Raw genomic sequence first — 16,734 nt, forward strand, 5'->3', positions numbered from 1 at the left:
AGGCCCAGGCGGGCGGGGTTATTGGGTGTTCAGCAGCACCACCTCGACCCGGCGGTTGGCTTCGCGGCCTGCATCTGTCTGGTTCGGGGCAACCGGGGACAGATAGCCCATCCCCTCGGCCTCCATCTGGGTGCGCGGGATGTCATAGGCTGTGACCAGCCGTTCCAGTACCGCCGCCGCGCGGCGTTTGGACAGGGCCATGTTATTGTCCAGAGATCCCACGGCATCGGTATGACCCACCAGCGCAATGCGGCGGTTGGGGTCGGCCCGCAGGAACGTGGCCAGATCCTGAAGCGATGCAAACGGGCCAGCGCCCAAGGCGGATGACCCGGTTTCAAAGGTCAGGTCCGACAGCGCGGCGTGGCCCTGCGTGCTAAGCGCCTGTGCCAGCGGAACAGGTGTGGCGGATGTTGTGGTGGGGATTGTATCAGGCAGGGATTGCCCCGTTGTGGTCAGCGTGGCCGGATCGGCATCGGGGCCGGTGACGCGGATCAATTGCACAAACCCGGCGCTGTCGGTGCGGCTGACCAGCAGGCTCAGATGATCCCCATCCCCTTTGGTGGCGGACAGGAAACGGAAATCTGTCAGGTCTACGTGCATGTTGGGGGCGGGCAGGACTTCGGTTGTGAACCGGAAATCGAACCCCCCGCATTCGCTGCCCCCGCATTCATAGAGGATTTGATAGCCCTCTTGCTCTAGCTGGCTGCGCAACGGCGCAAAAAGCTGAAGGGAGGTCAGGCCTTGGCTGATCACCTGCCAGCTTTGCCGTGTCACCGCGCCTTCAAGCTGTTGGCTGGGAATGATACCGTTTGCGAATGGACCCAGCGGCAGGGCATAGCTGTCAACCGCGCTGCTTTGATCGGCTAGGGGGCGGGACGCGGGCGGCAGCTCCAGCGCCAATGCCTGCACCCCGCCCGTCAGGAACAGGGTGCAGAAACATAGGGCGGCAAGTCGCATCATTTCAGTGGCAGACCTTAGCGGAACTGGCCGTGATATTCATCGTTCGGGCGCATATCCAAGGCCGACGCGACGCGGTTCGTCATGTTGTAAAACGCGGCGGTGTTGGCGATGTCCCAGATGTCGCGATCCGTCCAGCCAGCATCGCGCAGCGCCTGACGATCGGTTTCTTCAATCGTGGCGCTGGCCTTGGTCATCTTGACCGCGAAATCCAGCATTTCCCGTTGTTTTGGGGTCAGCGGTGCGACGCGGTAATTCATCACCAGTGCTTCGCCCAGCTTGGGGTCGCCAGACAATTCGCGCACAGCCGCGCCGTGGGCGGTCAGGCAGTAGAAGCATTTATTTTCCGAAGACACCGTAACCGCGATCATTTCGCGTTCCAGCTTGGTCAGTCCGCTGTCTGCCAGCATGGTGTTGTTATACAGCGCAGAAAACGCATTGAGCTTTTCAATGTCAAAGGCGTGCGCCTTTAGCACATTCGGCACCAGCCCCAGCTTTTCTTCGCAGATGCGGAAATATTTCGCGGTTGCGTCCGGCAGGGGATCAAGCGGAGGAAGGTTCAGGGCGGTGGGCTGATCGGTGTTACTCATATCAAATATCGTCTTTATGTTTCCGGTAATGGTATTGCCCGACAAGGGTCATCCCAAGGCTGGAATATAGCGCGTTGGCCCCTTCGTTGTCTTGTGTGCAGACCACGGACAGGTATTTCGCGCCATTATCCCGCGCCCAGAAGGCGGCCAGACGCATGAACCAGCGGGCCATGCCCTGCTTGCGCTGATGTGGCAGGACATAGATGGCGTGAACCATTGCGGTGTCTTCGTGAACGGCGGCAAAGGCGACACCGGCGGGGCTGTCGTTCAACCGGCCCAGCAGGGCGGTTTTCGGCCCTTGGGCACGTTGCATCACCGCCACGCGGCCCGATCCGATCCCGCCTTTGGCCCAGATGTCGATCTGGATGGCCAGCGGTTCCCACACGGCAAAGGCGGTGACGGGCGGCGGAAATTGGGTGGCGATCTGGTCGACCGGGGCGGCCCACATATTCACCGGGTCCACCACGGCATAGCCGCGGGCGTCCAGCATGGCATCCAGTTCTTCGTCGCCTTCGCGGATCTGGAACAGGCGGGGCTGGTCCAGCGCCTGCATGGCCTGTTCGGCCACGGCGATGTCATCGGCAGTTTCAAAGGCCAGCGCGGTTGCCGCAGACACACGTTGACCGCCGCCTTGTCCTTCGCGGATCAGCCATTGCCCGGCTTGTTGGGTGCTGGCGGCAGGCCATGTGCCATCGACCACATCATAAAGTTTCAGCGCAGTGGGCAAGGTCATGCAAACATCTCCGACAAGCGGGTCATTGCGGCGTCTACCTGGGCGCCATCATGACCGCGAATAACAATATGGGCACCATATATCCCATTGCTTTGAAAGGGATAAGAGCCAATGGACAGATCGGCGAAATCTGCCGCCAATTGCGCCAGCGGCCCGGCGATTTCACCCTCGCCACGTTCGATCCGCAGGGTTTGCGACAGAAGCGGCTGACCGCCGGTCAGGGTGGGCAGGACGCTGGACACCATTGCCTCGAACACGGCGGGGACACCAGCCATGACATGCACGTTTTGTATGGTGAACCCCGGTGCAGTGGATACCGGATTGTCGATCAGCGTTGCACCGTCCGGGATGCGGGCCATGCGCAGGCGGGCGTCGTTCAGTTCGGCCCCCGTGCGGGCATAATGCGCCTCTAGCAGGGCACGGGCATCGTCGCGGATACCGATGGGGGTATCAAAGGCCTCGGCGATACATTCGGCGGTGATGTCGTCATGGGTGGGACCAATCCCCCCGGACGTGAAAACGGAATCATAGGCGGCTGACAGCGCCTTTACCGCTTTGATGATGGCCTTGCGGTCGTCTGAAACCACCCGCGCTTCGCACAGGTCGATCCCGACCCGCGTCAGTTCTTTCGCCAGATAGTTCATATTGCTGTCCCGCGTGCGGCCCGACAGGATTTCATCCCCGATAACCAGCATGGCGGCGGTTGGATTTGCCATTGCGCCCTCCCTCGTCTTGCGAAAACTCCCCCTTCGGTATAGGCGCGGGACATGCGCTTTCCTACCCCTCTTGTGCCTGCCACGCTGATCCGCCGCTATAAGCGGTTTCTGGCCGATTGCGTGCTGGAAGACGGGCGCGAGGTGACAGCCCATTGTGCCAATCCCGGTTCAATGATGGGGCTGGCTGAGCCGGGAATGCGAATCTGGCTGGAACCCAATGATGACCCGAAGAAAAAGCTGAAATTCGGCTGGCGGCTGGTGGAACATGAAGGCGGGCATTTCACCGGCGTGGATACATCGGTTCCCAATCGTGCGTTACGTATCGCGCTGGAAACCGGGGTGGTGCCGGGGCTGACGGGATATGACAGCGTTCGGGCCGAGGTGAAATACGGGCAAAACAGCCGGATTGATTTTCTGCTGACCGGGGCGGGCCGTCCCGATACCTATGTCGAGGTTAAAAGCGTGACCCTGTCGCGCCAGCCCGGTCTGGCGGAATTTCCAGACAGTGTTACGGTACGCGGCACCAAACATCTGGGCGAACTGGCGCAGATGGCAGAACAAGGGCACCGTGCGGTAATGTTGTATCTGGTACAGCGCACCGATGCGCAGGCTTTTACGCTCGCGGCTGACATTGATCCGGCCTATGCCGCTGCCTATGATCTGGCCTGTGCGGCGGGGGTCGAGGTGCTGGTTTTCGGCACCCGGATCACCCCGGATGGCGTGGATCTGGGGGCGGCGCTGCCCTTGTGTGGGACTGCATCAACCGGGCGCACTGGTCCTTGCGCGTAAATCGCGATACATACACCTGAAATGATCCTGCGACGGAGAAGAGTTTTGAAAGACAAGCATGATGGCCGCGTCACCCGCGAGGGTATCCGTATCCACGAAGCGGCGGATTTTGCCGGGATGCACAAGGCAGGCCGCATTGCCGCCGAGATTCTGGATGAAATGGTCGAGCATGTTTTTCCCGGCCAGACCACGGCTGAAATCGACCGGATCATCGAAGCGAAGGTGACGGAAAAAGGATCAAAATCCGCAACCATCGGGTACAAGGGTTACAAGCACGCAAGCTGTATTTCGATCAACCATGTGGTTTGCCACGGCATCCCCGGCGACAAAAAGCTGAAGGATGGCGACATTCTGAATATCGACGTGACGGTGATCGTGGACGGCTGGTTTGGTGACACCTCGCGCATGTATGTGGCGGGGAAATTGCCGCGCAAGGCTGAACGCTTGATCCAAGTGACACATGACGCCCTGTTCAAAGGGATCGAAATGGTGAAGCCGGGCAATACGTTTGGCGACATCGGACACGCAATTCAGGCCTATGTCGAAGCCCACCGGATGAGCGTGGTACGCGATTTTTGCGGTCACGGTCTGGGCCGGGTGTTCCATGCCCCGCCAAATGTCCTGCATTACGGACGTCCCGGCACCGGGCCAGTTCTGGAAGAAGGCATGTTCTTTACCATCGAACCGATGGTGAATCTGGGCCGCCCGGAAACCAAGGTGCTGGCCGATGACTGGACGGCTGTGACGCGTGACAAATCGCTGTCGGCGCAGTTTGAGCATTCCATTGGCGTGACCGCGGACGGGGCCGAGATTTTCACCTTGTCCCCTGCCGGTCTGTTCCACCCAACCTATACGGCATGATCCGAGTGTGCGTGCTGACGCACGCGCAGGATTGTTTGGGGTGGTGCCGGTCGTGATGGCCTGAACCCGTGCAGCGTGGCCCTGTGGGGCGGCGTTGCGCGGTGGATATTTTTACCAAGAAAGAGCCGAAAGGCCGCAGTGCCGACGGGCGCGGCGGTTGGAAATCGGGCGTTTGGGGCATGTTTGCCGCGGGAACCGGGGGCTTTGCGGGCGGATCGGTTGCGATCCGGGGGTATTGCGTATAAGCGCGGCGCGAACGCGCGGGCTGGCCGGTTGGGCCGGGCTGTGATTGCTGACAGTTGAAACGGATGCTCTGGCGCTGGGGACAGTGACCGGACACGGAGGCCCGATTGCCGATGATTTCCCTATCTTCCTATGGCCGGGAATGGACCCGGAATGTGAAAGGCGACCTGTTGTCAGGGCTGGTGGTGGCGCTGGCGCTGATCCCCGAGGCGATTGCCTTTTCCATCATCGCGGGGGTGGACCCCAAGGTGGGGCTTTATGCGTCTTTTTCCATCGCTGTGATTACCGCCATCGTGGGTGGGCGTCCGGGAATGATTTCGGCCGCAACCGCCGCGACTGCGGTGTTGATGGTGACGCTGGTCAAGGAACACGGCCTGCAATATCTGCTGGCCGCGACCATTCTGGCCGGGGTGTTGCAGGTGGGGGCCGGGGTGCTGCGGCTGGGCTATGTGATGCGGTTCGTGTCGCGCTCGGTGATGACGGGGTTCGTCAACGCGCTGGCGATCCTGATTTTCATGGCGCAACTGCCTGAACTGATCAATGTGCCGCCGCTGACCTATGTCATGGTTGCGGCGGGTCTGGGCATTATCTATCTGTTCCCGCTGCTGACCAAGGCGGTGCCGTCGCCGCTGATCTGTATCGTTATCCTGACCACCGTATCGCTGTCGCTGGGGCTGGATTTGCGCACAGTGGGCGATATGGGCGAGCTGCCGGATACTTTGCCGATTTTTCTGCTGCCGGATATTCCGCTGACGCTGGAAACGCTGATGATCATCCTGCCCTATTCGGCGGCGGTGGCCGCTGTGGGCCTGCTGGAAAGCCTGATGACCCAAAATCTGGTGGACGAGCTGACGGATACGACATCCAGTAAAAATCAGGAATGCGTGGGGCAGGGGATTGCCAATTTCTGTACTGGGTTCATTGGTGGCATGGCCGGTTGCGCGATGATCGGGCAATCCATGATTAACGTGAAATCCGGCGGGCGCGGGCGGTTGTCGACCTTTATCGCCGGGGCAGTGCTGTTGATTTTGGTGGTGTTCCTGGGGGATTTCGTGGCGCGGATTCCGATGGCGGCGCTGGTGGCGATCATGATCATGGTGTCGGTGGGGACGTTTAGCTGGTCGTCTTTGCGGAACCTGCGCGATCATCCGCCCAGTTCGTCCATCGTGATGGTGGCGACCGTGGTGTTCGTGGTGTTCACGCATAACCTTGCCATTGGGGTTTTGGTTGGCGTGTTACTGTCGGGCATCTTCTTTGCGTGGAAGATTGCGCAATTGTTCGGTGTGCGGTCTGAACTGTCTGCGGATGGGCGCGAACGGCGCTATATCGTTGAAGGGCAGTTGTTTTTTGCCTCTTCCGACGATTTCATGAAGGCGTTCGATTTCCGCGAGGCACTGGAGCGCGTGGTGATCGACGTCAGTCGCGCGCATATCTGGGATATTTCATCGGTTGCGGCGCTGGATATGGCGGTGTTGAAATTCCGCCGTGAAGGGGCCGAGGTGGAAATCATCGGTATGAACGAAGCATCGGAAACCATCGTGGATCGGCTAGCCGAGCATGATAAGCCCGGCGCGATGGACAAATTGCTGGCGCACTAAGGGGGCGGGTACATGAGTGAGAAGATCATCGCATTGGTGGATGGGTCTGCCTATTCGGAAAGCGTCTGCCATCATGTTGCGTGGATCGCGGGGCGCACGGGTGCGCCGGTCGAACTGTTTCATGTGCTGGGTCGCCGTGATGGGGGATCGGGCGATCTGAGCGGCAATCTGCGGCTGGGTGCGCGAACGAAAATCATGACCGAACTGGCCGAACTGGATGCGCAACGGGCCAAGCTGGCACAGGCACAGGGGCGGGCCATTCTGGAGGATGCGAAGGCGATTGTTGCCGCCGATGGCGTGACCGAGGTGGCGCTGCGGCTGCGCAACGGCGACATCGTGGAAACCGTGACCGAACAGGAAGCGGGCGCACAGATGATCGTGATCGGCAAACGGGGCGAGGCGGCGGATTTCGCCAAGCTGCATCTGGGGTCCAATCTGGAGCGGATCGTGCGTGCGGCACATGTGCCGGTCTTTGTGGCCAGCCGGGCGTTTCAGCCGATCAAACGGGTGCTAATTGCCTATGATGGTGGGGTCAGCGCAATGAAAGCGGTGGATTACGTGGCGCGGAACCCGCTGTTTGCCGGGCTGGACTGCACGGTGGTGACGGTGGGCGCACCATCAGACGCGGTGAAACGCGGGCTGGAGGATGCAAAGGCAACCCTGTCCGCCGGGGGGCATACCGCAACGGTGAAGATCGTCGAAGGCGCGGCGGATACGGCACTGGGCGAACTGGTGGAGGCTGAAGGCCATGATCTGCTGGTGATGGGAGCCTATGGTCATTCGCGCATCCGCAGTATGATCATTGGATCGACTACGACGCAGATGATCCGTACCTGCAAGGTGCCGGTGGTGTTGATGAAATAAGCGGGGATGGGGGCGCTGCCCCCGGCCTGCGGCCCCCCCGGAGTATTTCAGATCAGAAAGAAGCGGGATCAGGTTTCAAGAATGGAAATCGTGGTGTCGCCGTATTTGCGGGCATCCAGCAGGGTCAACGCGTCTGGTGGGGTGATGGGGGCGCTGTCTTCCCATACGATCAGGGCGGTGTCTGTGATCCAGCCTTGGGACAGGGCGGTTTGCAATGCGATTTCGCCCAGACCCTTGCCATAGGGCGGGTCGAGGAAGATCAGATCATAAGGCGCGTCTGGATTTGCGGGCAGTTTGCGGGCATCGCGGCGGATGATTTTGCTGCGGTCCTGTGCGCCGCAGATGCGGATGTTTTCGCGGATCAGAGCGTTGGATTTGTTGCCATCGTCGACGAATGTGGCATGGGTCGCGCCGCGCGACAGGGCTTCTAACCCCAAGGCACCGGTGCCCGCGAACAGGTCCAGCACGCGGGCATTGACGATGGGGCTGCCAAAGCGCCCCCCTGCCAGCATGTTGAACAGGCTTTCGCGGGTGCGGTCCGTGGTGGGGCGCAGATGCGCGCCCGGATCGCCCTTGCCGACTGCGGCCAGTGCGCGGCCTTTGAAATCCCCTGCGACGATCCTCATTTCAGCAGGGATTTCATATCGGTTTCGGGGTTTTCGATCAGTGCTGGATCGGGGGATTTGCCGTTATCAGTCAGGCGCTTGCCGATCATATAGGCGCGCGGGTCATTGGCGGCGTCCACGGCCAGAAGGTCCGCGGCTTTGTAGTACCAGAACGACATGGCGCCGGGTTTGTCGCCCGCCCGCGTGATCACCCGATCATAGCCGGTATTCAGCCCGGTGATCTGCAATTTCACATCGTATTGATCCGACCAGAACCACGGTTGCGGCACATAGGTTTTGCCTGCGCCAAGGATGTTTTCGGCTACGCATTCGGCCTGATCAATCGCGTTGGGGACGGATTCCAGACGGATACGCCCGCCGCGATAGGGGAACGAGGCGCAATCGCCTGCCGCCCAGATCGCCGGGTCGCTGGTGCGGCCTTGCTCGTCCGTTTTGATGCCGTTGTCGATGTCCAGCCCTGCTGCCTCGGCTAATGCCGTGGCGGGGGTAATGCCGACGCCGACAATCACGAAATCCACCGGGATTTCTGTACCATCGCTGAGGATGGCTGCGGATACCTGCCCGTCGCCTGTCAGGCGGTCCAGCCCCACGCCTTCGCGGATGGTGACGCCGTGGCCCTGATGCAGGGTGCGGAAATAATCGCTGGTTTGGGGGGACGCGACCCGTTGCAGAATGCGATCCGCCATTTCCACCAGCGTGACCTTAAGCCCCTTGGACGCGGCAACGGCTGCGGCTTCGAGGCCGATATAGCCACCGCCGACGATCAGCACCCTTGCACCATCGCGGAAGGCGGGGGCCATTGCATCCACGTCCTCTAGCCCGCGGACGACATGGACGCCATCCAGCGCCCCACCAATCGCGGCGGGCAGGCGGCGCGGGACCGATCCGGTGGCCAGTATCAGCGCGTCATAGGGCAAGGGCTGGCCGCCCGCGATGACGGTTTTATCGGCGCGATCAATGGCATCCACGCGGGTGTTCAGGCGCAGGTCAATGTGGTTTTCCTGATAGAAGCTGAGCGGGCGCAGATACAACCGTTCCAGTTCCATTTCACCCAGCAGGTATTTCTTTGAGAGGGGCGGGCGCTGATAGGGGGGCGCGGCTTCTTCGCCGATCAGGGTGATGGTGCCATCAAAGCCGCTGCTGCGCAGTTTTGCCACCGCTGACGCCCCGGCCTGTCCGGCCCCGATCACGATGATATTTTGCATTTTCACCCCTCCACGCTGAAATCCTGTGGTTTCTTTTCAGGCGCAGCCTATATGCTGCGCGACAGGAAACGCAATCAAGGACGGACGATTAACAATGACAATTTCTGTTGGTGACAAACTGCCATCGGCAACTTTTCTGGTGATGACGAATGAAGGCCCGGCGACTGTGTCGCTGGATGACAAACTGGCCGGGCGTAAGGTGGTGATTTTCGCCGTGCCGGGTGCGTTTTCAACCACATGCCATGTGGCGCATATGCCCAGCTTTATCCGCACCAAGGATAAATTCGCGGAAAAAGGCGTGGACGAGATTTTATGCGTCGCGGTGAACGACCCCTTCGTTATGAAAATGTGGGCCGAGGCCACGGGCGCGGATAAGGCGGGAATTGCCTGTCTGTCTGATGCGGATGGTAGCTTTGCCAAAGCCATCGGCCAAAGCTTCGATGCGGACGCGGTGGGCTTTTATGGCCGGTCCAAACGCTATGCGATGTATGTCGAAGATGGCGTGGTTAAAGTGTTCCACCCGGAAACCACGCGGGGCTGTGAAATCTCCAGCGGCGAGGCGTTGTTGGACGAGATCTGAGGCCGGGACGTTATGCTTGGACTAAAAAGGGCCGCGCGGGGCAAACCGGCGCGGCCCTTTTATTACAATCAGGAATTGACGTTGATCTGGGTTTGCGTAGGGAAAGGAATATCCACGCCCGCCTTGTCCAATGCCTCTTTCACGGCGCGTTTCATATCGGCCTGATAGGCAAAGAAATCGGCGGAATCGACCCACACCCGCACCAGAAAATCGACCGAGAAATCGCCCAGATTATTGACCTGAACAAACGGTGCCGGATCGGTTTTGGAGCGGGGATCGGCCATGATGGTGGTGCGGATCGTATCTTCGGCCAGTTTCAGATCGCTGTCATAGCTGACACCGAATATCCATTCCGCGCGGCGGGTGGGGTAGATCGAATAGTTGATGATCGTGTTGCCCCAGACCTGTGCATTGGGAATGATGATCTGCACATTCGCGGCGCTGGCCAGTTCGGTGTAGTTCAGGGAAATGGATTTGACGGTTCCCATTTCACCGCTGATCTGCACGAAATCGCCCAGCTTGATCGGGCGAAACATGATGATCATCACCCCGGCGGCAACGTTGGACAATGTTCCCTGAAGCGCTAGGCCAATCGCCAGACCCGCCGCACCGATCACCGCCACGATGGATGTGGTTTGAATGCCGAAGGTGTTCAGCACGAACAGCCCGGCGAAGGCCAAAATCAGATAGCGCAGGATATTGCCCAGAAAGTCGAACAGCGTGTTATCTAACCTGGCGTGTTTATCGCTAAGCGCGATAATCCGTCGTTTGGCCCAGCCGGAAATGATGAACCCCAGCGCCAGAATGACGATGGCGGCCACCACATTGCCCAGAATCGAGGCCAGAAATTCCACGGTCAGCAAATCGCCCAGCGTTTTGCCGTTCCAGATCGGTTTGTTCAGAAGTTCGGTCAGGTTCATGTCGTCAGTTGGTCCATTTTTCGTGCCAGTTTCACGTCCTGCGCGCTAAGCCCGCCTACGTCATGGGTGGTCAGCGTCACGGTGACGGTTTTGTAAACATTGGTCCATTCGGGATGGTGGTTCCATTTTTCAGCCCAAAGCGCCGCGCGGGTCATGAAAGCGAAAGCTTCGGTGAAATCCGCGAATTCATAGGTTTTGATGATCGCATCGCGCCCATCCAACTGGCGCCAGCCTGCGGCCAGCAACGGTTCCAGCATGGTTTTGCGCCCGGTATCGCTTAGCTTTTCGGTCATTGATGGTCCTCCACTTGGCCCTTTTTGAAGGGACCGTAATCCGTCAGGATGTCGATGTCTTCGGCCACGGCCTTGCGTTCAGCGGTCAAAAACTGTTCTACCGCGCGGCCAAATCCGGGATCGGCGACCCAATGCAGCGAATGGGTTTCCACCGGCAGATAGCCCCGCGCCAGTTTGTGTTCGCCTTGCGCCCCTGCTTCGACCTTGGTCAGGCCGTGGGTGATGGCGTGGTCTATGGCCTGATAATAGCAGGCTTCGAAATGCAAGCACGGATGATCCTCGGTACAGCCCCAATAACGACCGTATAACGTATCCGCGCCCAGAAAGTTCAACGCGCCCGCAATGGGGTGGCCATCGCGTTCGGCCAGAACCAGCAGCACGTCATGGCGCATTCGGTCATGCAGAAGATCGAAAAACGCCCGCGTCAGATAGGGGCTGCCCCATTTGCGGGCGCCGGTATCCTGATAAAAGGTCCAGAACGCATCCCAATGGTGGGGTTTGATGTCATCGCCGGTCAGCGCCCGGATCGTACCGCCGAAATTCTGCGCGGTGCGGCGTTCCTTGCGAATGGTTTTGCGCTTGCGCGAAGACAGGTCAGACAGGAACTCATCAAAGCTGTGATAGCCCCGGTTCAGCCAGTGGAATTGCTGGCCCGTGCGGTGCATCAGGCCGATTTCCTGACCTGCCAGTGCTTCGGCTTCTGTGCAAAAGGTAATATGCAGGGACGAGACAGAGTTTTCCGCCGCCAGTTGCACAGCCCCCTGAACCAGTGCGGACAGGCCGGTGACGTCTTCGCCAGGCAGAGTCAGGAACCGGGGGCCGGTGGCCGGGGTGAAGGGAACGGCGATTTGCAATTTCGGATAATACCGCCCGCCCGCCTGTTCATAGGCATGTGCCCATGAATGATCGAAGACATATTCGCCCTGCGAATGGGATTTGGCGTACATCGGCGCACAGGCAATCAATCGGTTGTCACGATACGCCGCCAGATAACGCGGCTGCCAGCCGGTCCCCGGCCCCACCGATCCGCTGTCTTCCAGCGCGGACAGGAACCTGTGGGTGGTGAACGGGTCCGGGGCAGGGCCGTCGCCCGCCCGCGCACAGGCATCCCAGCGTGCCGCATCAATTTGCGACAGGCTGCCAAGCACCTGAATTTCTATCGTATCTTCGCCCATAGTCGTCCCTGCATTCCTGCCTCGCAGTATTTGGGGCAGGGGTGTTCCCGATCAAGCGGGGATTTTCGCGGCATACCCTTCGAAGGTGATATTCTGGGCCACGTTGCGGGCCTTGGCTTCGGCTTCGGGGGATCGGATGGTCCAACACAGGATATGCGCCCCGCGCCGTTTCAGATCCGCAACGCGGGGGCGATCCAGATCGCCTGCTTCGTGACTGATAAAGCTGGCCTTGACCGCATCGTAATCGGGAATGTCGCGCAAGCGGTCGCGCGTTCCCGCTGGCAGTAGTTTCCAATCTTCTGACCGATAGGCGCTGGTGGTCAGGCCGCGCGGTATATCCGGGGTCAGCCCTGCCATTTTCAGCATCGAATGCGGGTTAAAGGACATCAGCGCGACAGGGCCATCATACCCATTCAGGGCTTGTGCCGCAGCGTGCTCCAATTGCCCGACAGACGCCCCCATCGCACCATCCTGATCCTTGAATTCCACCAGAAGCGGAACCTGCCCTGCGACCTGATTCAGAACTTGCGCAAAGGTGGGGATCGTATCGGTGCCGCCGGACAGCGTGATTTTGCCCAGATCGGCGGCGCTGCGCCCCCGAATGGGGCCGGTTTCCCCGGTCAGGCGGCGCAGGTCGTAGTCATGGAACACCATCGCCTGCCCGTCTGCGGACAGTTGCAGGTCGATCTCGATCCCGTATCCCGCATCAATTGCGGCCTGAATGGCCGAAGGCGAGTTTTCCACCCGACCTTCTGCCAGATTGTGATAGGCCCGATGTGCAATCGGGCTTGCCAAAAAGGCCGGGGGAAGCGCGGTCATTTGATTTGGAAAATGGCTTCGATTTCTACGGCCACGCCCAGCGGCAGGGCTGCGGCAGATACGGCGGAACGTGCGTGCCGCCCTGCATCGCCCAACGCTTCGACCAGAAAATCAGACGCGCCGTTAATCACCTTGGGCTGTTCGGTATAGTCGGCGGTCGAATTGACGAAACCCACCAGTTTGACGACACGAACCAGCCGATCAATATCGCCGTCACAGGCTGCTTTCAGTTGCGCCAACAGGCTGATGGCACAGCGTTTGGCCGCAGCGGCCCCCTGTTCGGTGGTCAGGTCCGCGCCGACCTTGCCGGTGATAAACCCGCTGTCATCGGCGGATACCTGACCCGATACGTAAACCATGTCCCCGATGGTAACAAAGGGGACATAGTTGGCGGCAGGGGCAGGGGCGTCGGGCAGGGTGACACCCAGTTCGGCCAGACGGGTTTCGATTTTTCCGGTCATTGGCAAAGTCCTTCTGATAGGTTCGGCCCGAAGCTAACGCCCCATCCGGAAAATGCAAAGACCGGGAAAGCCCGGATGTCAAATCAGGGCAGCGCAACTGTCGCGCTGCCCCTTTCACAGTTATTCGCGGAAGGCTTTTGCAAAATAATCCGCAAGTGGCTTCACAAGGTAATCCAGTGGGGTACGGTCGCGGGTTTTCATGAACGCCTCGACCGGCATACCCGGCAGCAGCTTTGATCCTGTGGGCAGGCGGGCCAGTTCGTTTTCGTTCAGGTCGACTTCGACCCTGTAGAAACTTTGCTGGCTGGCCTGATCGGTAAAGGCATCCGCCGAAACCTGCGCGACCTTGCCGAACAATTCAGGCGTTTGCCGCTGATCAAAAGCGGAAAACCGCAGCGTTGCTTCCTGACCGACATAGATTTGGTCGATATGCAGTGGGGATACCTGTGCGGCGATAACCAGCGGGCGGTCCTGCGGCACCAGAAACAGAACCGGGTCTGCCGGTTTGATCACGGACCGGGGGGCAAAAAACTGCATCCCGTAGACGATCCCGGAAACCGGGGCGCGGATGTCCAGCCGGTCCAGTTTCTGCCGGATGGCATGGCGTTTTTCGGCGGATTCCAGTTCGCGATATTCCAGATCGCGCAGGGTGGTCAGCGCGTCCTCGCGGCGCAGGGTTTCCTTTTTCAGGATTTCCAGATCAATTTCGGTAATCCGGCCTTCGGCTTGGGCGCGTTCTGCGGTCAATTGGCCGACTTGCCCGGCCAGTTTCGCTTCTTCCCGTTGCAGGGCCAGAACGCGCGCCGCCTGTGCCAGACCTTTGTCCAGCAGGGTGCGCTGGCTGTCCAGCTCTTCCTTGATCAGGTCCAATTGCGCGTTGAGCGCAGCCCGTTGGGCATCCACGCCTTCGATCTGATTTTCGATCTGATCGCGGCGCTTTTTCAGTTGTTCCACTTCCTGCCGGATCGAGTCAGACCGGGCCTGCATCAATTGGGTCTGCCCCTGCACCAGCGCAGCCACTTTGGGGTTCTGATCAGCGGCTTCTAACAGCATTGGATCATAATTGATCTGGTCGCGGGCATCGCGTTCCGCTTCTAACCGCCCGCGCCGGGCCATCAATTCGTAAAGCTGCCCTTCGACAATGTTCAATTGCGACAGAAGGTCAGCAGGGTCCAGACGGATCAGCAATTCCCCAGCGGTGACTGTATCGCCTTCGTAAACCAGAATTTCCTGAATCACGCCGCCATCAGGGTGTTGTACAACTTGTCGGTTCTGATCCACCTCGATCCGCCCCGAGGCGACGACAGCGCCGGAAATATTGGTAAAGGCCGCCCAGCCGCCGAAGCCGCCGACCAACAGCACCAAGGCGAACACCCCCACCAGTAATGGGCCACGAACGGAAATGCGGGTGTTGACAGGATCGGTCATTGCACACCTCCGGGGTTGCCGTCACGGGCGATTTGCTGGTGGTTCTGCACCATCTTTTTCAGCACCTCTTCTTTGGGGCCAAAGGCCCGCACTTGCCCGGCTTCAAGCATCAGCAGCATGTCGCATTCCTGAATGGCGGCGGGGCGGTGTGCCATGATCAACACGGTTTTGCCTTCGTCCTTCATGGCCTTGATGGCGCGGTTCAGGGCCATTGACCCTTCGTTGTCCAGATTGGAGTTCGGTTCGTCCAGCACCAGAATCACCGGGTCGGAATACATGGCACGCGCCAGCCCGATCCGTTGAATTTGCCCGCCTGACAAACGCCCGCCGGATGCCGCAACGCGGGTATCATAGCCATCGGGCATTTTCAGGATCATGTCATGCGCATCGGCCCGCTTGGCCGCAGTCACGATTTTTTCGGCATCCGGGTTGGGGGACAGGCGGGCGATATTTTCGGCAATCGTGCCATCGAATAACTCTACCCGTTGCGGCAGATAGCCGATCAATTGGCCCAGAATGCCGGGTTCGTATTGATCCAATGCGGCCCCATCCAGCCGAATTTTTCCCCCCGCAGGGCGCCAGAGGCCGGTGATTGCCCGTGCCAATGTGGATTTTCCTGCGCCCGAAGTCCCGATAACCCCAACAGCCTGACCCGGTTGAACGGTGAAATTGACCATCCGCAGTGTTGCTTGGGACTGTCCGGGAGGAACCATCGTTAATTGTTGTACGTCCAGTTTTGCCTTTGGGGCGGGCAGGGCGGTGCGTGGCGGTTCTACCGGGACCGTCCCCAGCAATTCGGAAAGATTGGCCCAACCTTTGGCGGCCCGCTGGAACATAGGCCAGTTCCCGATGGCCAGTTCGATTGGGGCCAAGGCCCGCCCCATCAGGATTGACCCGGCAATCATTGCGCCGGGGCTAAGTTCCCCGGCCAGCACCAGATAGGCCCCCAAGCCCAACATGGCCGATTGCAGAAACAGCCGGAAGGTTTTGGTCAGCGTGCTGAACAGCCCACCCGCATCCGAGGCCGCGAGCGATTCCTGCAAGGTCCGATCACGGGCAACCTGCCAGCGATGGAATGATGCGTCCCGCATCCCCATGGCCTGCACCATTTCGGCCTCGTTAATCATCTGGTTGGCAATTTTTTCAGATTGAACCGTGGCCATATTCGCCTTGGCGATGGGCAGGCGTGTCGTGGTTTGGTTCAGGATGGTCATGACGATCAGAACCGCCCCCCCGCCGATCGCCAGATAGCCAAGCCAAGGGTGAAACAGCATGATCCCAAACAGGAACAGAGGCGTCCACGGCATATCGAATAGTGACATCAGCGCCGGGGAAATCAGCATACGCTGGATCGATTCCAGATCACGCAACCCGGTTGCGCTGCTTTCATCCGGTGCAATGGCCGATTTGCGGATCACCGCGTCAAAGACCCGTTTGTCCAGACGGGCCTGAAACCGCGATCCGACACGGGCCATGATCCGCGCCCGCGAAAAATCCAGCAGGCCCATCATGCCGTATAAAAACGCGACAATCAGGGTCAGTCCGAACAATGTCTCCAGCGAACGGCTGCCCAAAACGCGATCATAGACCTGTAGCATATAGAGCGGGCCAGTCAGCATCAGGATGTTTACCACAAAGCTGAAAATCGCTACCGCCCAGAAAAGCCCCCGGCTTTCGCGTCGTGCTTTGCGCAGTTCTTCTTTGCCCGCCTCGGTTCTGGGGTTTTTCATGCGTTCATTTCCGCCATGTTAATGTTTGCCCTGCCAAAAGCGGTTTAGGCTCAGGACTCATAACCAAAACATGACTGTTGCGGCGAGAGCGATGGCCGAGAGGAAGACTTCGGGGCAGCGGTCATATCGGGTGGCGACCCGCCGCC

The 16,734-nt window shown here is 59.7% G+C and carries 19 protein-coding genes and 1 pseudogene; 6 read left to right on the forward strand and 14 right to left on the reverse strand.

All coding sequences use genetic code 11. The features are described 5' to 3' along the window. Window positions 1-18: 18 nt before the first annotated feature. Genes FN828_RS11040 through FN828_RS11055 form a run of 4 tightly spaced genes read right to left on the reverse strand, consistent with a single transcriptional unit; the run spans window position 19 to window position 2,996 of the window. Entirely contained in the window at window positions 19-960 is a 942-nt protein-coding gene (locus tag FN828_RS11040; protein WP_142493483.1) for an OmpA family protein, read from the reverse strand. Window positions 961-974: 14 nt separating this feature from the next. After that, window positions 975-1,547 (reverse strand): peroxidase-related enzyme, encoded by a 573-nt coding sequence (locus tag FN828_RS11045; protein ID WP_142493485.1) that lies wholly within the window; start codon window positions 1,545-1,547, stop codon window positions 975-977. A gap of 1 nt (window position 1,548) precedes the next feature. Further along, on the reverse strand, window positions 1,549-2,280 hold the full coding sequence (locus FN828_RS11050) for a GNAT family N-acetyltransferase (protein WP_142493487.1): 732 nt from the start codon (window positions 2,278-2,280) through the stop codon (window positions 1,549-1,551). Beyond that, window positions 2,277-2,996, reverse strand: a complete 720-nt coding sequence (locus FN828_RS11055) for a competence/damage-inducible protein A (protein ID WP_142493489.1) — start codon at window positions 2,994-2,996, stop codon at window positions 2,277-2,279. Before FN828_RS11055 ends, FN828_RS11050 begins: the two co-directional genes overlap by 4 nt. A gap of 51 nt (window positions 2,997-3,047) precedes the next feature. On the opposite strand from FN828_RS11055, the gene sfsA reads away from it, so the two are divergent. The 5 genes from sfsA (at window position 3,048) to FN828_RS11075 (ending at window position 7,351) form a co-directional block, all read left to right on the forward strand. Next, window positions 3,048-3,785: a DNA/RNA nuclease SfsA gene (gene sfsA, locus FN828_RS11060; protein WP_142493491.1), complete on the forward strand. Its 738-nt coding sequence runs from the start codon at window positions 3,048-3,050 to the stop codon at window positions 3,783-3,785. 21 nt (window positions 3,786-3,806) lie between these two features. Then, window positions 3,807-4,646 carry a type I methionyl aminopeptidase gene (map, locus tag FN828_RS11065; protein WP_408033803.1) on the forward strand — a complete coding sequence of 280 codons (840 nt, stop codon included), beginning with the start codon at window positions 3,807-3,809 and terminating at the stop codon, window positions 4,644-4,646. Window positions 4,647-4,747: 101 nt separating this feature from the next. Beyond that, entirely contained in the window at window positions 4,748-4,891 is a 144-nt protein-coding gene (locus FN828_RS20510; RefSeq protein WP_185958994.1) for a hypothetical protein, read from the forward strand. A gap of 111 nt (window positions 4,892-5,002) precedes the next feature. Further along, a complete protein-coding gene (locus FN828_RS11070) occupies window positions 5,003-6,487 on the forward strand; it encodes a SulP family inorganic anion transporter (RefSeq protein WP_142493494.1) in 1,485 nt (494 codons plus the stop codon). A 12-nt stretch (window positions 6,488-6,499) separates the two neighbouring features. Further along, window positions 6,500-7,351, forward strand: a complete 852-nt coding sequence (locus FN828_RS11075) for a universal stress protein (protein ID WP_142493495.1) — start codon at window positions 6,500-6,502, stop codon at window positions 7,349-7,351. 68 nt (window positions 7,352-7,419) lie between these two features. Here FN828_RS11075 and rsmD read toward each other — a convergent pair whose 3' ends face one another. Continuing rightward, the gene (gene rsmD / locus FN828_RS11080; protein WP_142493497.1) at window positions 7,420-7,977 is read right to left on the reverse strand and encodes a 16S rRNA (guanine(966)-N(2))-methyltransferase RsmD; all 558 of its coding nucleotides are present in this window, start codon (window positions 7,975-7,977) and stop codon (window positions 7,420-7,422) included. After that, a complete protein-coding gene (locus FN828_RS11085) occupies window positions 7,974-9,182 on the reverse strand; it encodes an NAD(P)/FAD-dependent oxidoreductase (RefSeq protein ID WP_142493499.1) in 1,209 nt (402 codons plus the stop codon). Before FN828_RS11085 ends, rsmD begins: the two co-directional genes overlap by 4 nt. 94 nt (window positions 9,183-9,276) lie before the next feature. Between FN828_RS11085 and FN828_RS11090 the strand changes: the two genes are divergently transcribed. Then, complete coding sequence (locus FN828_RS11090) at window positions 9,277-9,762, forward strand: peroxiredoxin (protein WP_142493500.1); 486 nt, start codon at window positions 9,277-9,279, stop codon at window positions 9,760-9,762. A 68-nt stretch (window positions 9,763-9,830) separates the two neighbouring features. Here the strand turns inward: FN828_RS11090 and FN828_RS11095 are convergent, their stop codons facing one another. The 8 genes and pseudogenes from FN828_RS11095 to FN828_RS11130 form a co-directional block, all read right to left on the reverse strand. After that, window positions 9,831-10,682, reverse strand: coding sequence for a mechanosensitive ion channel family protein (locus tag FN828_RS11095; protein ID WP_142493501.1), 852 nt, complete (start codon window positions 10,680-10,682; stop codon window positions 9,831-9,833). Further along, complete coding sequence (locus FN828_RS11100) at window positions 10,679-10,975, reverse strand: 4a-hydroxytetrahydrobiopterin dehydratase (RefSeq protein ID WP_142493503.1); 297 nt, start codon at window positions 10,973-10,975, stop codon at window positions 10,679-10,681. The genes FN828_RS11095 and FN828_RS11100 overlap by 4 nt, the downstream gene beginning before the upstream one ends. Then, window positions 10,972-12,150: a GNAT family N-acetyltransferase gene (locus FN828_RS11105; RefSeq protein ID WP_142493506.1), complete on the reverse strand. Its 1,179-nt coding sequence runs from the start codon at window positions 12,148-12,150 to the stop codon at window positions 10,972-10,974. The genes FN828_RS11100 and FN828_RS11105 overlap by 4 nt, the downstream gene beginning before the upstream one ends. Before the next feature lie 51 nt (window positions 12,151-12,201). Continuing rightward, the gene (locus tag FN828_RS11110; protein WP_142493508.1) at window positions 12,202-12,969 is read right to left on the reverse strand and encodes a glycerophosphodiester phosphodiesterase family protein; all 768 of its coding nucleotides are present in this window, start codon (window positions 12,967-12,969) and stop codon (window positions 12,202-12,204) included. Then, a complete protein-coding gene (locus tag FN828_RS11115) occupies window positions 12,966-13,430 on the reverse strand; it encodes a RidA family protein (RefSeq protein WP_142493510.1) in 465 nt (154 codons plus the stop codon). Before FN828_RS11115 ends, FN828_RS11110 begins: the two co-directional genes overlap by 4 nt. A 120-nt stretch (window positions 13,431-13,550) precedes the next feature. After that, entirely contained in the window at window positions 13,551-14,858 is a 1,308-nt protein-coding gene (locus FN828_RS11120) for an HlyD family type I secretion periplasmic adaptor subunit (RefSeq protein WP_142493512.1), read from the reverse strand. Next, window positions 14,855-16,588 (reverse strand): type I secretion system permease/ATPase, encoded by a 1,734-nt coding sequence (locus tag FN828_RS11125; protein WP_142493514.1) that lies wholly within the window; start codon window positions 16,586-16,588, stop codon window positions 14,855-14,857. Before FN828_RS11125 ends, FN828_RS11120 begins: the two co-directional genes overlap by 4 nt. A 57-nt stretch (window positions 16,589-16,645) precedes the next feature. Next, window positions 16,646-16,734: pseudogene (locus tag FN828_RS11130) on the reverse strand (IS5/IS1182 family transposase); the annotation flags it as partial.

It is taken from the genome of Thalassovita litoralis (genome assembly GCF_900182725.1).
Taxonomy (GTDB): domain Bacteria; phylum Pseudomonadota; class Alphaproteobacteria; order Rhodobacterales; family Rhodobacteraceae; genus Thalassobius; species Thalassobius litoralis.

Excerpts from the sequence above, each read along its gene's own strand:
- FN828_RS11040 (WP_142493483.1), bottom strand. The coding sequence starts at position 960 with ATGATGCGACTTGCCGCCCTATGTTTCTGCACCCTGTTCCTGACGGGC.
- FN828_RS11045 (WP_142493485.1), bottom strand. The coding sequence starts at position 1,547 with ATGAGTAACACCGATCAGCCCACCGCCCTGAACCTTCCTCCGCTTGAT.
- FN828_RS11050 (WP_142493487.1), bottom strand. The coding sequence starts at position 2,280 with ATGACCTTGCCCACTGCGCTGAAACTTTATGATGTGGTCGATGGCACA.
- FN828_RS11055 (WP_142493489.1), bottom strand. The coding sequence starts at position 2,996 with ATGGCAAATCCAACCGCCGCCATGCTGGTTATCGGGGATGAAATCCTG.
- sfsA (WP_142493491.1), top strand. The coding sequence starts at position 3,048 with ATGCGCTTTCCTACCCCTCTTGTGCCTGCCACGCTGATCCGCCGCTAT.
- map (WP_408033803.1), top strand. The coding sequence starts at position 3,807 with ATGATCCTGCGACGGAGAAGAGTTTTGAAAGACAAGCATGATGGCCGC.
- FN828_RS11070 (WP_142493494.1), top strand. The coding sequence starts at position 5,003 with ATGATTTCCCTATCTTCCTATGGCCGGGAATGGACCCGGAATGTGAAA.
- FN828_RS11075 (WP_142493495.1), top strand. The coding sequence starts at position 6,500 with ATGAGTGAGAAGATCATCGCATTGGTGGATGGGTCTGCCTATTCGGAA.
- rsmD (WP_142493497.1), bottom strand. The coding sequence starts at position 7,977 with ATGAGGATCGTCGCAGGGGATTTCAAAGGCCGCGCACTGGCCGCAGTC.
- FN828_RS11085 (WP_142493499.1), bottom strand. The coding sequence starts at position 9,182 with ATGCAAAATATCATCGTGATCGGGGCCGGACAGGCCGGGGCGTCAGCG.
- FN828_RS11090 (WP_142493500.1), top strand. The coding sequence starts at position 9,277 with ATGACAATTTCTGTTGGTGACAAACTGCCATCGGCAACTTTTCTGGTG.
- FN828_RS11095 (WP_142493501.1), bottom strand. The coding sequence starts at position 10,682 with ATGAACCTGACCGAACTTCTGAACAAACCGATCTGGAACGGCAAAACG.
- FN828_RS11100 (WP_142493503.1), bottom strand. The coding sequence starts at position 10,975 with ATGACCGAAAAGCTAAGCGATACCGGGCGCAAAACCATGCTGGAACCG.
- FN828_RS11105 (WP_142493506.1), bottom strand. The coding sequence starts at position 12,150 with ATGGGCGAAGATACGATAGAAATTCAGGTGCTTGGCAGCCTGTCGCAA.
- FN828_RS11110 (WP_142493508.1), bottom strand. The coding sequence starts at position 12,969 with ATGACCGCGCTTCCCCCGGCCTTTTTGGCAAGCCCGATTGCACATCGG.
- FN828_RS11115 (WP_142493510.1), bottom strand. The coding sequence starts at position 13,430 with ATGACCGGAAAAATCGAAACCCGTCTGGCCGAACTGGGTGTCACCCTG.
- FN828_RS11120 (WP_142493512.1), bottom strand. The coding sequence starts at position 14,858 with ATGACCGATCCTGTCAACACCCGCATTTCCGTTCGTGGCCCATTACTG.
- FN828_RS11125 (WP_142493514.1), bottom strand. The coding sequence starts at position 16,588 with ATGAAAAACCCCAGAACCGAGGCGGGCAAAGAAGAACTGCGCAAAGCA.